The sequence below is a fragment of the Streptomyces sp. ISL-36 genome (assembly GCF_018614205.1).
In the GTDB taxonomy this organism is placed as follows: Bacteria; Actinomycetota; Actinomycetes; order Streptomycetales; family Streptomycetaceae; genus Streptomyces.
This window is the reverse complement of record NZ_JAGGOS010000049.1, coordinates 35,645-49,420: the sequence shown is the minus strand read 5'-3', so window position 1 is coordinate 49,420 and position 13,776 is coordinate 35,645. Positions and strand designations below refer to the sequence as shown.

The window sequence follows — 13,776 nt, the reverse complement described above, 5'->3', positions numbered from 1 at the left end:
CCGGACCTCCCGGAGGCGTACGCAGTACCGTCCCGTACACCAGGCGCGGTATGCGCGGCCGTGATCCGAGGGGCTGGGGATGGAGATCAGGCGGGCGACGACGGTGGCCGAGCTGCTCGCGGCGGAGCATCTCTACGACGGCCCGCCACGCGCCGCGTGGGCGGAGAGGTTCCTGACGGCGCCGGGCCATCTGATGCTGATCGCGTACGCGGAGGACGGCTTCCCCGCGGGTCTGGTCTCCGGGATCGAGATGCTCCACCCGGACAAGGGCGTGGAGATGTGTCTGTACGAGCTGTCGGTGGACGAGGCGTACCGGCGGCGGGGCATCGGGCGGGCGCTGACAAAGGCGCTGGTGGCGGTGGCGCGGGAGCGGGGCTGCTACGACGTGTGGGTCGGGGTCGACACGGACAACGAGGCGGCGTTGCGGACGTATCGGTCGGCCGGTGCGGCGGACGGAGGGGTGTTCGCGATGTTGGAGTGGCGGTTCGGTGAATGAGGACCGACACCGTCTTGTGCAGCGCATGACAACGGCGAGAACCTGTGGGGCACCGCACGACCAGCACCAGCCAGTCTCCGTGCCTGCCCGTGCCTCGGACAACGAAAGGTTCAGGTGCCTCACCCGATGTCCCCCACCACCCGCCGTATCGCCGCGCTCATACCGGTCGTCGCGCTCACCGCCGGCCTGCAGTTCGCCACCTCCCCCACCGCCCAGGGCGCCGCCACCGCCCCCCTCGGTGACCTCCGGCTCGCCCCGGCCTCCCTCGCGGTCGAGAACAGCTGGATCGTCGTCCTCAAGGACGGCTCGACCCACGCCGCCGACCTCGGCGTCACGCCCCAGCACGTGTACCGCACGGCGCTCAAGGGCTTCTCCACCACGATGTCCCGGTCGAGGGCCGCCGCGCTGGCCGCCGACCCTCGCGTGGCGTACGTCGAGCAGAACGCCACCGTCCGCGTCGCCGACACACAGACCGGCGCCACCTGGGGCCTTGACCGGATCGACCAGCGGAACCTGCCGCTGTCCACCACGTACACGTACAACAGGACGGCCTCCAACGTCACCGCGTACATCATCGACACCGGGATCCGCATCTCCCACAGCGAGTTCGGCGGCCGGGCGACCGTCGGGACGGACACGGTCGGCGACGGCCAGAACGGCCAGGACTGCCAGGGTCACGGCACCCATGTGGCGGGCACGGTCGGCGGTGCGAAGTACGGCGTCGCCAAGGCCGCGAAGCTGGTGGCGGTACGGGTCCTGAACTGCACCGGCTCCGGCACGACCGCCGGGGTCATCGCCGGCGTGGACTGGGTGACGGCCCACGCGGCCAAGCCGGCGGTGGCGAACATGAGCCTGGGCGGCGGCACGAACGCCTCGCTCGACGACGCGGTGAAGCGCTCCATCGCCTCCGGCGTCAGCTACGCCGTCGCGGCGGGCAACGGCAACATCCTCGGCCTGCCCGCGAACGCCTGCAACTACTCCCCGGCCCGCGTCCCCGAGGCGATCACGGTCGGCGCCACGGACTCGGCCGACAAGCGGGCGTCGTTCTCCAACTACGGCACCTGTGTGGACCTCTTCGCGCCGGGTGTCTCCGTCACCTCGGCGTGGAAGGACAACGACACCGCGACGAACACCATCTCGGGCACCTCGATGGCCACCCCGCACACCGCGGGCGTGGCGGCGCTCTACCTGTCGGCGAACCCGACGGCGTCCCCGGCCCAGGTCCGGGACGCGCTGGTGAACAACGCCACCAGCGGCAAGGTCCAGGACCCGAGGACGGGCTCCCCGAACAAGCTGCTGTACTCGCTGTTCTAGGCCTCAAGCGACCAGCTGCCCGAGGAGCTCCGGACCCGCCGGGTACGGACGCTCCCCGGGCAGCCGCTTCTCCGCCTCGTCCAGCCGGCCCGCCCGCACCAGCGCGTGGATGTCGTGGGCGAGCGGCGTGACGTCCCGTATGCCGACGGTCCATTCGTCGGCGTAGCGCCGGGCCGCCTCGCCCGCGAGGCCGAGCTGGAGCGAGCGGTACGGCAGGGCGGTGAGGTGGACGTCCCGCTCGGGGTCCCACTGGACGCGGGTCGGAGCCTGCTTCAACTCCCGTTTCCAGGCGCCCCGGTCGGGGTGGAAGCCCCGGACGTAGTGCGACAGGCAGGCGTGGCGCAGGGCCCATTCGAAGCCCTCGCGGGTGATCTCCACGGCGAGGACCGTCTGCTGGCCCTCCTTCAGGCCCCAGCCGCAGCGGTACATCATCCAGAGGAACGAGGGCTTGATCCAGGTCATCCGGTCCCGTTTCCACGCGTCCGGGAACCGCCCGTCCCGGACGGCCGGGAGACCGATGGAGGGGCCGTACGCCTGGTAGACGGTCACCGTCGACTCGGTGTGCAGGGCGCGGATCTGGTATTTCGGTGGAACGGACATGACCCCAGCCTCCGCCGCCGCACGCCCTGGGGCCATCGAATTTCCGCGCGGAAGCGGCACTCTCAGTCAGCCGCGACGGGGGAAGCACTCCATGAAGCGGCCCCATGCGTGGACCGTGAAGTGCAGCGCGGGACCACTGGGATTCTTGCTGTCGCGCACCACCGTCGCACCTCGGAGACGACCTGTTTCGACGCAGTTGCTATTGGCCCCGCTGTGACTGGACTTGCGCCATGCCACAGGGAGGGTCGACGCGTCCGGGGTGATCGCACTCACTGGTGTGCATCCTTCTTATGGTCGGCGATGAGGCTCAGCGACTGATCGAACGGCAGCGCAGATGCGGTGAGCCGCTCGAACGCTTCCGTGTACCCGTCCACTTCGGCGGGTTCCTCGATGTACAGACTGCTGTTCAGGTGCTCCAGCAGCACGACGTCCATGCCTGGCTGCCCGAAGCCCAGAATGGCGAACCCACCTGTGGCACCGGGGTGCAGCTCGGCAGTGGCTGGGAGAACCTGAATCGTCACATGCGGATACTCGGCCACGTCGAGAAGACGCTGCAACTGGTCCCGCATGACGCCGGCTCCTGACACACGGGCGGTGAGGGCAGCCTCGTGGATGATCGCGCGCAGCTTCAGTGGGTTGGGCCGTGTCAGGACCGACTGGCGCGCCATGCGCACTTCCACGAGCGGTGAGATCTCCTCGGGCGTCGCGGTCATGCTGACGGCCCCGATTGCAGCGCGAGCGTACGCCGCCGTCTGCAACAGCCCTGGGATCAACAGTGGTTCGAAGTTGCTGACCGAGGCCGCGTCGGCCTCCAGACCGATGAGGTCGGCGTACACGGGAGCAATGTCGTAGGTCTGCCACCATCCTCGTCGGCTGCCATCCTTCGCGAGCGTCAGCAGGAACTCGGAGAGCGCCTGGTCCGCCCCGAACAGGCTCAGCAATTGCTCGACGTCAGCCGATCTCGCGCCTCGGGCCGCGCTTTCGAGGCGCGAGAGCTTCGACGCGCTGAGACCGGTCCGCGCTTCGACCTCTTCAAGGGTGAGCTTGGCCTGCTCCCGAAGTCTGCGCAGCTCCAGGCCAAGTCTGCGCCGCCGCACGGTGGGTGGTGCCATGACCGGGTAACTCCCTTACTCGCTTGCTGGTTCAGCCTGCTCCGCTCCAGACGTAGGCCGCTACATGCTCGCACAGGCGGTCGTGAAACCAACTCGATCGAGTTGGCAAATAGGCCAACTCACCAAAGCAGCTTGCCGAATGGCTGGCAGGCGTCCATTCTGGATATGGCAATGCGCACACGGCTTGTCGCTGTGCGTGACGCTGCGTCGAAACGAAAAGACCCCCGCGACCGTGCGACCGGTCCGGGGGCATGGCCAACGCTGCGAAGGAGCGTCAACATGAGCAACCCTATCGTCCACCTCACCACGTGGTTCTTACGGCTGGTCCTGCCACCGTCCGGACGTCGACGGCGATGCGCCGGCTCGCGCTGGCAAGCACCGTTGGTGACCGCCTGGACGGCTTCGGCGGTGCCCGCTCGCCACCGCGTCCCACTGCTTCGTGGCGAGGACAGCAGGCTCGTGCGCCCGTATCTCGACGCGCACGAGGCGAAGGAACAGACACGGTCGCTCGTCAGCGGCGGCGGGCGTTGTGGCTGGCCGTTCACGGTGTGGATGTGGGCCCGCGGCTGATCCACGGCGTGGAGGTGGCCTGATGGAAGTGGGCGGCCTGATCGTACTGCGCTGGGAGCGGGGAGCAAGGAGCGTCCCGCTGGCCCGAGGTGAATTGCGCAGGGCACTGAAGGACTGGGGGCTGAGCCACATCGAAGACGCGGCTTCGCTCGTGCTCTCGGAGCTGCTCACCAACGCGGTCCGGCATGCGCGTGTGCCGACCAGGGCGATCGAGACGCGCTTCGTCCTCATCCCCGATGGACTGCGCGTCGAGGTCCACGACGCCTCGGAGCGACGGCCCTTGATGGCACTGCCGGATGGTGACGCCGACGGCGGCTGGGGGCTTCCGCTCGTGGACACGCTCTCGGAGAAGTGGGGCGTATCCGATCGGTCGGGCCCTGGCAAGCTCGTATGGGCCGAACTGTCTGCCTGAGAACCGTCGACGGAGCCCCGGTCGAACGGCCGGGGCTCCTCACGCTGGATACAGCGTCGGAGGTGCGGCCACCTGCTCGACCAGGTACGGCCCCCACATCGCCGCAGCCACCCACGAGGTGAACCCGGACACCAGCTCGGTGATCACGTGCGCCGATGCTCCCGCCTCGACGAGAACGACGGCGGTGGTGAGCCCTGCACCCCGGCCCCGACAACGACAACCCGCTTCCCCTGCGGTCGTGATCCTGACCTGACGGCCGCGTGGCTTGGAGGCGGCGTGTTGGACGGCCGATCTCGCACGCCGTCACCGTGGGCGCCGTGCCCCAGCGCCGACCAGACTCTCTCGGACATGGCCTGGACGGTGTGTGGCCTGCCTTTCGAGGCCAGTCGATCACTTACGCCAGCGACTTCCGTACCGCTTCTGTCAGCGAAGCCGCGCGTGCATCGTCGGCCCCGCTGATGATGTGGTTCATCACGTAGCCGAAGGCGATGGCGTGATCCGGGTCGGCGAAGCCGAGTGAGCCGCCGCGGCCGGTGTGGCCGAAGACGTTCGGGCCCGTCATGGGGCTGGATCCGGTGGGCAGCATGTATCCGGTGCTGAAGCGGCTCGGGATCAGCATCACCTGGTCTTGCCCGCTTGCCTGCTCCGCAGTCGCCGATGCCAGCGTTTCCGGGGCGAGCAGGCGCACGCCGTCGACCTCCCCGATCAGCGCGGCGTACATGCGCGCAACTGCGCGTGCGGTGCCGATGCCGTTGGAGGACGGGAGTTCGGCGGCCTGCACCTCGGGGGAGTCGAAGTCGATCCCGGCGGGGTCGGTGACCGCGAACGCCCGGTTGCCGAACGAGTTCGGGTCGCGCCAGGCGGCGACCTGTTCGCGGAGTTCTTCGGGGAGGGATCCGGCGGGGACCGTCGTGAGGTCTACGGCCGGTGGCCGGTACACCATGCGGCTGACTCGGCCGCGTTCACTCGCCGGCAAGCCGATGAAGAAGTCCAACGCGAGAGGGCTCGCGATCTCGTCGTCGAAGAAGCGGCCCGGCGAACGCCCGGAGACTCGTCGGATCACCTCGCCGACCAGCCAGCCCCAGGTTCGACCGTGGTACCCGTGTGCAGTGCCCGGAGCCCACAGGGGGCGCTGGGCCGCCAATGCAGTCGCCATGGGATCCCAGGCCAACGCCTCTGTCAGCGGGAGCGGTTGATCGAGCGCAACCAAGCCGGCCTGGTGGGACAGGAGCCAGCGCACTGGGATGTCGGCCTTGCCGTTGGCCGCGAACTCCGGCCAGTACTTCGCCACCGGTGCGTCGAGGTCCAGCATGCCGCGCTCAGCCAGCATGTGCACTGCGGTCGCGGTGGCTCCCTTGGTCGCCGAGTAGACCAGCTGGAGGGTGTCCCGCGTCCACGGACGACCGGTCTCCGGGTCGGCGACGCCACCCCACAGGTCCACCACTGGTCGGCCGTGCTGATAGACGCACACGGCCGCGCCGATGTCTCCGTGCTGGGTGAAGTTCTTTATGAACGCTTCGCGGACCGGTTCGAACCCGGGCGCTACCTCACCGTCGATCGTCGCCATGCCGCTCATCCTGGCAGCTTGGCTGCCTTCCTTGATGCGGTGAGCCGATCTCACGCTCAAGAACCTGCTCGCCGTCGCCCGACCGCCCCGTACGCCTGGGCCCGGCCGGAGTACGCATGGAAGGGCTGCGCAGAACAGCTTGCTTCCCAGCCCTCCGGCCGGGCGGCCCGACAGAATCACCGGCCTCTCCCCTGGAGTCAGCTATCGGGCTCAGAGGCGCTCGGCATCGGTGCGTACGACGAGGGTGAGACGTTCACCGCTCGTGATCGGGCGTACGCCGTGGGTGTGGTCGCGTGTGGCCGGGAAGGCGACCAGGCTGCCACAGGGAGGCTTGAACTCTTGGGCGGGGTTCTCGAAGAACAGCTCGCCGCCGCCGTAGGAGTCCGGGGTGTTGAGCCAGACCACGAGGGTGAGGTCACCGCCGACGACAGGCTGACCATTGGTCCGGGCCCGTTCGCGCTCGATGTCGGTGACCTCGTCGTGGTGGGCGACGAAGCCGACGCCGGGGCCGTAGCGGTAGACGACCGCAGGCTGGGTGGGTATGCGCGCCGGGGCGATCTCGAAGTGACCGCGGACGTGGGCGGCGCAGTGGGAGATGACTGCCTCCTCCATGTGCGTCGGGACCTCGACGTACTCGCTCTTGCGCAGCGATTCGTCGATGACGCCCTGGTAGGTGCGCGGGCGGGCGGTCCGGTTCTTCACGTGGTCCATCACCGCTCCGCAGAGGCTGAGGGGGATGGCGCTCTCTACGACGAGCGGTAAGCGGCTCTTCCAAGTCATGAAGTGGTCTCCTTCCACCAACGGGTGCCCTCGGGCGAGTCCTCAAGGACGACGCCCTGCTGGGTGAGCTGGTCACGGATCGCGTCGGCCTCAGCGAACTTCTTCGCCGCGCGGAGCCGGTCACGTTCCTTCACGAGTTCGTCTACGGCGGCATCGCTCTGGGCGGAGCCGGGGATGTCGAAGGTTCCGAAGAGGTTGTTCACGTCCTCGATCAGCCGCAGGGCGGCCGGGCCGGCCGGCTCCTCCATGCGGTTCTGCTCGCGGATGTACTGGAAGAGGACGGCGAAGGCGCCGGGGGTGTCGAAGTCGTCGTCCAGGCGCTCGCGCATCTCCTTCCAGGCGTCCGTCGCCCGTGCGGCGTTCGCCGGGCTGTCGGTGTGCGCGGGGTCGATGGTCCGGGCGAAGTTCTCGATCCGGCGTCGTGCCCCTCGGGCCTGCTCCAGCGTGGAGTCGTTCAGCTCCATGGAGGAGCGGTAGTGCTGGGAGAGGAAGGCGTGCCGCAGGGTGCGGAAGTCCGTCCGGGCAAGGGCGTCGCGGATGGTGAGGAAGTTGCCGGTGCTCTTCGACATCTTCTCGCCGTCGACCCTCAGGAGACCGGTGTGCATCCAGTAGCGGGCCAGCGGCTCGATGCCGGAGGCGGCTTCCATCTGCGCGACCTCGGCTTCGTGGTGCGGGAAGATGAGGTCGACGGCACCGCCGTGCAGGTCGTACGAGGGCCCGAAGAAGGTCTCCGTGATCGCGGTGTCCTCGATGTGCCACCCCGGTCGGCCGGGGCCCAGCTCGGTCTCCCAGAAGGGCTCGCCGTCCTTGCGGCCCTTCCACAGGGCGAAGTCGCCCGGGTTGCGCTTCTTGGCGTGGTCGTCGATCCGCGATACCGAGTCTTCGGGCTGCAGGTCGGTACGGCCCGAGAGCTTGCCGTACGCGGGGAACGAGGCCAGGTCGAAGTACCAGCCGTCGTCGAGCTGGTAGGCGTGGCCGCGGGCGATGAGCCGCTTGATCTGGTCCACGATCGCGTCGATGTGGTCGTGGGCCCGGGCGTGGACGTCGACACCGGTGTTCCCCAGCGCGGCCATGTCCTCCCGGTACTGCTTCTCGAAGAGGGCCGCGATCTCCTCCGGCGGGACGCCATCCTCCGCCGACCGCCGGATGATCTTGTCGTCGACGTCGGTGATGTTCTGGAGGTAGGTGACCTTGTACCCGCTCACTTCCAGGTACCGGGCGATGAAGTCGAACTGCGTGTAGGTCTTCGCGTGCCCGACGTGGCTGGGGCCGTAGACGGTGGGTCCGCACACGAACATCCGCACCTCGGCCTCCCGCTCGGGGCGGAACTCCTCGGTCTGGCCGGTCAGCGTGTTGTGGACCTTGATCGACATCCTGCCTCCTGTGTAAGCGGATCACGCAGCGTACTGACGCCCGGACATAAGCGTCTAACTGGAACCGCCGCGCTCGGCGAAGGTGACGAATCGCGGGGTCGGCTGGTCGGCGAAGACCGCCGCCTCGCCTCCGAGGAGGTGGTGGTTGGCCTGCTGGTACGCCTTCCGCACGGCCTCGATCGCCCCCGTGCTCAGGTCCATCCCGGCCGTGCGGCAGAACTCGCCCAGGGCCTCGCACCGCCGCTCCAGGTCGACCATCGACAGCGGGTCGCACTGCTGGGCCTCGATCAGCAGGTTCTCCTGCTCGCCGCCGATCAGGCCGAGCGCGCCGAGGGAGTACAGCTTCCACTTCATGTTCGGCAGCAGCCGGCCCGAGCGGGCGTACATCCAGTCCACGACCTCGTCCAGCGCTCCGGAGAGAACGAAGTGCCCCGTGGGCACCCCGACCCGCCGCGCCATGCGCAGCGGGATCTCTCGCACGTCCCACGTGATCCGGTCGTGCAGCCGGTGGGTCTCGCCCTCCAGCCGCGCAAGCTGCTCCCGCGTCTTGCGGGAGATCAGCGCCCCGAACGCGCCCTCCCGGTCGAAAAGCGGCTCGCCCTTGTTCCCGTAGGCGTCGCACTTGTCGCTGTTCCACGTCGTGCGCGGGTCGACCTCGTACTGGAAGAGGACCTGGTGGACGTTGACCTCCATGCGTCCCCAGGGCACGGGCAGGTGGAAGCTGAACTCCGGGATCCAGGCGGGGAGCCGGTCACGGACCAGGGCGTATGTGTCCGCCGGCCGCGGCCTCCACTCGTCCTCCTTGAGCGGAACGTCGAGGACAACGGCCAGGTCGAAGTCCGAATCGGTACTGAATCGCGTGACGTTGCGGGGCGCGACCGCCGAGGAGGAAAGGACGTAGAGCGCCTGGACCTCCGGCATCGTCTTGAGCGTGTCGAGCAGACCACCAGCTGCGGCGCGGGCCTGCATTCTCAGCTTTTCCACGAGAACTCCTGGTCAGATGATTGGGCGATCCATCACGGCACGGAGCGCGGGAACGAGCTCCGGCGCGATGCCGCCGTGAGTGCGCTGAATGTGTGCCAGGGAGGGGCTGCTGTTGCCCTCGATGACCACGGGTCCGCCCGGCGTGAGGGCGATGTCCCAACCGATGAAGGGCACCTGCGGGAACAGGCGGGCACAGCGCGCGGCCAGCTCTCGGACCTCTCTCATACAGGTGATCCGGTGGTCGGCGAACGGCACCGAGCTGACCTGGTGGCTTGTGTGGGCGTTGAGATGCCGGTCGTAGCCGTAGCGGTCGAGTTCGCCGTCCGGGTACACGCGGATCTGCATGCCGCCCGCCGCCGAGTTGTCCGTGCTGCTCTCGATGCCGCCGAGCTTCAACATCACGTACAGGACCTCGGGGGCGCCTTCCCGCAGCAGAGTGATCACGCGGAAGGAGTTGAGGACGTACGGGTTCAGCACGTCCAGGTCGGGGTGCTGCGGCACGTACTCCTCCACCAGCCACGTACCCCACCGCTGTGCGTAGCGCAGGAGGTCGAAGTCGTCCTCGCCGGGCCGCACGATCACGACGCCGGACCCGCCACTGGAGTAGCGGGAGGGCTTGACCACCACGCGGCCGAAGCCGGAAGCGCGCTGCAGGACGTTCGTCAGCGGAACCGCCTCACCGTCGGGCATCACGCCCGTGCGGCGGTCACCGCTCGCGATCAGCGTCGGCTGCGGGAGGCCTGCGGAGGCGAGGATCTTCTTGCAGGTCGCCTTGTCGTCCAGGTCGATGGTGTCCCGGTTCACGCGGGGAAGGAGCCGGTGGAACAGGGCGGCCTCCGGCAGGTACGAGCAGGCGCGTTCGGCAGACACCTCGCGCCGGTATCCGCCGTAGCGGAAGTAGTGGAACGGCAGGCAGCGCCACTGCGCGGAGACCTTCACCAGGTCCCCCGCGATACGGGCCATGCTCTTGCGATCCTCGTCGCGCAGCATCGTGGGGAGGTGCTCGTGCCGCATCTGCCGCACCTGGTAGGGGAGGAACCGCGCGCCGGATACGCGGGGAAGAACTCGAGTGCGGAACCACTCCTCGGTCAGGGCCTGGCGGTGGTTGAAGCCGCGGTTCGCGGTAGGTCTCATGGTGTTCCTCCCGCTTCTCAGTGGTCTGTTGTTCCGGCGATGGCCAACGTGACGACGAACGCGGTGACGGCGACCGCGTAGGCCACGACAGCGAGGCGCTGCCTCATCGGGCGGGCCCGATGTTGTCGGCCGTAGTCGACGAGACGATGCCGCGGGCACGGAGGCCGGGGCTCGGGCCGGCCGGCAGCTCGGGATCCGTGTGCTGCCGTCCACTGGCGCCGGGCATGCGAACGGGCAGAGGCTGGCTCATCACACCCTCCTCGGGGGGTGTGCAGCCCGTCACCCAAGTGAGGGACGCCATTGATGGGCTGCGGTCCTGGGAGCCGTCGGAGCGGGGCGGGAGAGCCGGTTTGACCCGGGTGCTCAGCTCTGAACGGCGGGAGGCCCATTGAACGGCTGTGGACCACGGGCCCGGAACGTTTCCAGGGGGTTCCTCCAGTGCGAGAAACCCCCGTTTTCCGCACGGGGAGTAGCCTCCTGACCACCAACCTGAGGGGAGGGTGGGATGTCTGACCCGATGGCTCTGCACCCGCTGACCTACGTGCGAGAAGGCAAGGGCTGGGGCAAGGCCGAGTTAGCCCGGCGCATGCGTGAACGCGGGGCCGAGCTGGGCGTACCGCTGGCCACCAACCGGACGACGGTGTGGAAGTGGGAGCAGGGGCAGGCGCCTGACGCCGACGCGCAACAGGTGCTCGCCGACCTGCTGGGCGTCCCCGAGGACCACGTACGCTCGGCGTCCTGGCCCCGATGGTTGCCGGCGTGGGAGTCGACGGCCCTGGCAGCGCCATGGACTCCGGCCGGCACCGTGAAGGTATTCGCTGATCTGGTCAGGAGCGGCGACATGGATCGCCGGGGATTCCTGTCCATCACCGGCGTCGCATTGACGGGCGTGGCGGCCAACTGGGCAGCCGCACCAGAGCCGTTCGCCTCAGCCTTCGACGGCGACCGCGTCACCGACGTGATGGTGACCACCATCGAAGCGCGCGTGGACACCCTCCGCACGCTCGATGACCAGATGGGCGGTGCTCGCCTCCTGGACCAGGCCACCGGCGACCTCGCGCTGATCACCGGCCTCCTCGACCACGGGCGCTACACCGACGCCGTCGAGCAGCGCCTCTACGGGGCGGCGGCCCGGGTGTCGTACCTCGCCGGATGGATGGCCTACGACAAGGGTCTGCGCTCCCTCGGCCAGCGCTACTACGTCGGCGCTCTCCGCAGCGCCCACAGCGCGAAGGACGACGGCTTCGGCGCGTTCATCCTGGCCGAGATGGGCGTCCACATCTCCGACTCGGGCGACACCTCCGCACGCGTGAAGCTCATCGACACCGCCATCGGCAACGCTCCGACGGCCCTTCCGCCGGCGGCGACCTCGTACCTCTACCTCCACCAGGCCGAGGCGCTGTCCCGAGACACCCAACACGAGGCGGCCGGCAAGTCCCTCAACCGGGCCTACGACCTGTGGGGCACCCACCGCGAAGGCGACCGCCCCGACTGGCTCGGCTGGTACGGCGAGGCCCAACTCAAGTCCACCGAGGGCAAGATCATGCTCCGCTCCGGCTTCCCCGAGCGAGCGACCAGCGCCCTCGCCGTGGCGGTGGACCAAGCGGTCCCGCGCGACAGAGCCGTCCGCTCCGGCCGCCTCGCGACGGCGCGGCTGGCCGCCCGGGACCTGGACGGCGCCCTGGACGCCGCCAACGTCGGCCTGGAACTGCTGGAGAACCGGGTCCGCTCCGACCGGGCGTACGTCCGGCTGATGAAGTTCAGCAACCACCTCGAATCGCACTTCGCGGTGCCGGCCGTACGGGAATTCCGCGACCGCCTCCGGGCTCTGCCCACTGCCGATTGACAGCACGGACGGTCGGTACCTCGCACACTGAGACCCCCGCCGGCCGGGGCCGACGGGGGTCAACTACGTGCGGGGCGGCGCGTCAGTGGTTGCGCGGGAAGCCCAGGTCCACGCCCGCCGGGGCCTCCGAGGGGTCCGGCCAGCGGGTGGTGACGACCTTGCCGCGGGTGTAGAAGTGGACGCCGTCGTTGCCGTAGATGTGGTGGTCGCCGAAGAGCGAGTCCTTCCAGCCACCGAAGGAGTGGTAGCCCACCGGCACCGGGATCGGCACGTTCACGCCGACCATGCCGGCCTGGATCTCCATCTGGAAGCGGCGGGCCGCGCCGCCGTCGCGGGTGAAGATCGCGGTGCCGTTGCCGAACGGCGACGCGTTGATGAGGGCGACGCCCTCCTCGTACGTCTCGGTGCGCAGCACGCACAGCACCGGGCCGAAGATCTCGTCCTGGTACGCCTTGGCCGTCGTGGGCACCTTGTCCAGGAGCGAGAGACCGATCCAGTGTCCGTCCTCGTAACCGTCGACCGTGTAGCCCGTGCCGTCGAGGACGACCTCGCAGCCCTCGGCCGCCGCGCCGTGCACGTACGAGGCGACCTTGTCGCGGTGGACGGCCGTGATCAGCGGGCCCATCTCGGAGGTCGGGTCGTTGCCGGGGCCGATCTTGATCTTCTCGGCGCGCTCGCGGATCTTCTCCACCAGCTCGTCCGCGATGGAGCCGACCGCGACGACCGCGGAGATCGCCATGCAGCGCTCGCCGGCCGAGCCGTACGCCGCCGAGACGGCCGCGTCCGCCGCCGCGTCCAGGTCGGCGTCCGGGAGCACCAGCATGTGGTTCTTGGCCCCGCCGAGCGCCTGGACGCGCTTGCCGTTGGCGGAGGCGGTGGTGTGGATGTGACGCGCGATCGGCGTCGAACCGACGAAGGAGATCGCCGAGACGTCCGGGTGCTCCAGGAGCCGGTCCACGGCCACCTTGTCACCGTGGAGGACGTTGAAGACACCGTCCGGCAGACCGGCCTCGGCGAGCAGCTCGGCGATCTTCAGCGAGGGGGAGGGGTCCTTCTCGCTCGGCTTGAGGATGAAGGTGTTGCCGCACGCGATGGCGATCGGGAACATCCACATCGGCACCATGGCCGGGAAGTTGAACGGGGTGATGCCGGCGACGACACCGACCGGCTGGCGGATCGCGGCCACGTCCACCCGGTTCGACACCTGGGTGGACAGCTCGCCCTTCAGCTGGGTGGTGATGCCGCAGGCCAGGTCGACGATCTCCAGACCGCGGGCGACCTCGCCGAGGGCGTCCGAGTGGACCTTGCCGTGCTCGGCGGTGATGAGCTCGGCGATCGCGTCCCGGTTGGCGTCGAGCAGGGCCCGGAACTTGAAGAGGATCGTGGTCCGCTGGGCCAGCGAGGCCGTGCCCCACGTCTCGAACGCCGTCTTCGCGGCGGCGACGGCCGCGTCGACCTCCTCGACGGAGGCGAGGGCCACCCGCGTGGTCACGGCGCCCGTGGCCGGGTCGGTGACCGGGCCCCAGTTGCCCGACGTGCCCTCGACGGTCTTGCCACCGATCCAGTGGTTGACGGTCTTCGTCATGAC

At 69.1% G+C, this 13,776-nt stretch carries 14 protein-coding genes and 1 pseudogene; 5 read left to right on the top strand and 10 right to left on the bottom strand.

Annotation, left to right across the window (positions count from 1 at the left end):
- Positions 1-79 precede the first annotated feature (79 nt).
- Both J7E93_RS13865 and J7E93_RS13860 read left to right on the top strand, forming a co-directional pair.
- The gene (locus tag J7E93_RS13865) at positions 80-496 is read left to right on the top strand and encodes a GNAT family N-acetyltransferase (RefSeq protein ID WP_215069045.1); all 417 of its coding nucleotides are present in this window, start codon (positions 80-82) and stop codon (positions 494-496) included.
- Between the two features lie 126 nt (positions 497-622).
- The gene (locus tag J7E93_RS13860; protein ID WP_215069043.1) at positions 623-1,810 is read left to right on the top strand and encodes a S8 family peptidase; all 1,188 of its coding nucleotides are present in this window, start codon (positions 623-625) and stop codon (positions 1,808-1,810) included.
- Between the two features lie 3 nt (positions 1,811-1,813).
- On the opposite strand, the gene J7E93_RS13855 is transcribed toward J7E93_RS13860, so the two are convergent.
- The 3 genes from J7E93_RS13855 to J7E93_RS13845 all read right to left on the bottom strand — a co-directional run bounded on the left by J7E93_RS13855 (position 1,814) and on the right by J7E93_RS13845 (position 3,522).
- The gene (locus tag J7E93_RS13855) at positions 1,814-2,410 is read right to left on the bottom strand and encodes a DUF4291 domain-containing protein (RefSeq protein WP_215069041.1); all 597 of its coding nucleotides are present in this window, start codon (positions 2,408-2,410) and stop codon (positions 1,814-1,816) included.
- A gap of 66 nt (positions 2,411-2,476) precedes the next feature.
- Positions 2,477-2,647, bottom strand: a complete 171-nt coding sequence (locus tag J7E93_RS13850; RefSeq protein ID WP_374105383.1) for a DUF397 domain-containing protein — start codon at positions 2,645-2,647, stop codon at positions 2,477-2,479.
- A 32-nt stretch (positions 2,648-2,679) separates the two neighbouring features.
- A complete protein-coding gene (locus tag J7E93_RS13845) occupies positions 2,680-3,522 on the bottom strand; it encodes a helix-turn-helix transcriptional regulator (protein ID WP_215069039.1) in 843 nt (280 codons plus the stop codon).
- Positions 3,523-3,801: 279 nt separating this feature from the next.
- Between J7E93_RS13845 and J7E93_RS13840 the strand changes: the two genes are divergently transcribed.
- Complete coding sequence (locus J7E93_RS13840) at positions 3,802-4,092, top strand: hypothetical protein (protein ID WP_215069118.1); 291 nt, start codon at positions 3,802-3,804, stop codon at positions 4,090-4,092.
- A gap of 22 nt (positions 4,093-4,114) precedes the next feature.
- Positions 4,115-4,504: an ATP-binding protein gene (locus tag J7E93_RS13835; protein ID WP_215069023.1), complete on the top strand. Its 390-nt coding sequence runs from the start codon at positions 4,115-4,117 to the stop codon at positions 4,502-4,504.
- Between the two features lie 75 nt (positions 4,505-4,579).
- Here the strand turns inward: J7E93_RS13835 and J7E93_RS37060 are convergent.
- The 6 genes and pseudogenes from J7E93_RS37060 to J7E93_RS13810 all read right to left on the bottom strand — a co-directional run.
- Positions 4,580-4,734 (bottom strand): annotated as a pseudogene (locus tag J7E93_RS37060) (FAD-dependent monooxygenase); the annotation flags it as partial.
- A 164-nt stretch (positions 4,735-4,898) separates the two neighbouring features.
- On the bottom strand, positions 4,899-6,071 hold the full coding sequence (locus J7E93_RS13830) for a serine hydrolase domain-containing protein (RefSeq protein ID WP_215069022.1): 1,173 nt from the start codon (positions 6,069-6,071) through the stop codon (positions 4,899-4,901).
- A 210-nt stretch (positions 6,072-6,281) separates the two neighbouring features.
- Positions 6,282-6,851, bottom strand: a complete 570-nt coding sequence (locus J7E93_RS13825; RefSeq protein ID WP_215069020.1) for a 2OG-Fe(II) oxygenase — start codon at positions 6,849-6,851, stop codon at positions 6,282-6,284.
- Positions 6,848-8,224, bottom strand: a complete 1,377-nt coding sequence (gene cysS / locus J7E93_RS13820) for a cysteine--tRNA ligase (RefSeq protein WP_215069018.1) — start codon at positions 8,222-8,224, stop codon at positions 6,848-6,850. The genes J7E93_RS13825 and cysS overlap by 4 nt, the downstream gene beginning before the upstream one ends.
- Before the next feature lie 54 nt (positions 8,225-8,278).
- Positions 8,279-9,208 (bottom strand): hypothetical protein, encoded by a 930-nt coding sequence (locus tag J7E93_RS13815; protein ID WP_215069016.1) that lies wholly within the window; start codon positions 9,206-9,208, stop codon positions 8,279-8,281.
- A 12-nt stretch (positions 9,209-9,220) separates the two neighbouring features.
- Entirely contained in the window at positions 9,221-10,342 is a 1,122-nt protein-coding gene (locus J7E93_RS13810; protein ID WP_215069015.1) for a sugar-transfer associated ATP-grasp domain-containing protein, read from the bottom strand.
- A 505-nt stretch (positions 10,343-10,847) separates the two neighbouring features.
- Here J7E93_RS13810 and J7E93_RS13805 point away from each other — a divergent pair.
- A complete protein-coding gene (locus J7E93_RS13805) occupies positions 10,848-12,188 on the top strand; it encodes a helix-turn-helix transcriptional regulator (RefSeq protein WP_215069013.1) in 1,341 nt (446 codons plus the stop codon).
- Between the two features lie 82 nt (positions 12,189-12,270).
- On the opposite strand, the gene mmsA is transcribed toward J7E93_RS13805, so the two are convergent.
- On the bottom strand, positions 12,271-13,773 hold the full coding sequence (gene mmsA / locus J7E93_RS13800) for a CoA-acylating methylmalonate-semialdehyde dehydrogenase (protein WP_215069011.1): 1,503 nt from the start codon (positions 13,771-13,773) through the stop codon (positions 12,271-12,273).
- Positions 13,774-13,776: the final 3 nt, after the last annotated feature.

Bases quoted from the DNA above. Each gene is read 5' to 3' on its own strand.
- J7E93_RS13865 (WP_215069045.1), top strand. From the start codon at position 80: ATGGAGATCAGGCGGGCGACGACGGTGGCCGAGCTGCTCGCGGCGGAG.
- J7E93_RS13860 (WP_215069043.1), top strand. From the start codon at position 623: ATGTCCCCCACCACCCGCCGTATCGCCGCGCTCATACCGGTCGTCGCG.
- J7E93_RS13855 (WP_215069041.1), bottom strand. From the start codon at position 2,410: ATGTCCGTTCCACCGAAATACCAGATCCGCGCCCTGCACACCGAGTCG.
- J7E93_RS13845 (WP_215069039.1), bottom strand. From the start codon at position 3,522: ATGGCACCACCCACCGTGCGGCGGCGCAGACTTGGCCTGGAGCTGCGC.
- J7E93_RS13840 (WP_215069118.1), top strand. From the start codon at position 3,802: ATGAGCAACCCTATCGTCCACCTCACCACGTGGTTCTTACGGCTGGTC.
- J7E93_RS13835 (WP_215069023.1), top strand. From the start codon at position 4,115: ATGGAAGTGGGCGGCCTGATCGTACTGCGCTGGGAGCGGGGAGCAAGG.
- J7E93_RS13830 (WP_215069022.1), bottom strand. From the start codon at position 6,071: ATGGCGACGATCGACGGTGAGGTAGCGCCCGGGTTCGAACCGGTCCGC.
- J7E93_RS13825 (WP_215069020.1), bottom strand. From the start codon at position 6,851: ATGACTTGGAAGAGCCGCTTACCGCTCGTCGTAGAGAGCGCCATCCCC.
- cysS (WP_215069018.1), bottom strand. From the start codon at position 8,224: ATGTCGATCAAGGTCCACAACACGCTGACCGGCCAGACCGAGGAGTTC.
- J7E93_RS13810 (WP_215069015.1), bottom strand. From the start codon at position 10,342: ATGAGACCTACCGCGAACCGCGGCTTCAACCACCGCCAGGCCCTGACC.
- J7E93_RS13805 (WP_215069013.1), top strand. From the start codon at position 10,848: ATGTCTGACCCGATGGCTCTGCACCCGCTGACCTACGTGCGAGAAGGC.
- mmsA (WP_215069011.1), bottom strand. From the start codon at position 13,773: ATGACGAAGACCGTCAACCACTGGATCGGTGGCAAGACCGTCGAGGGC.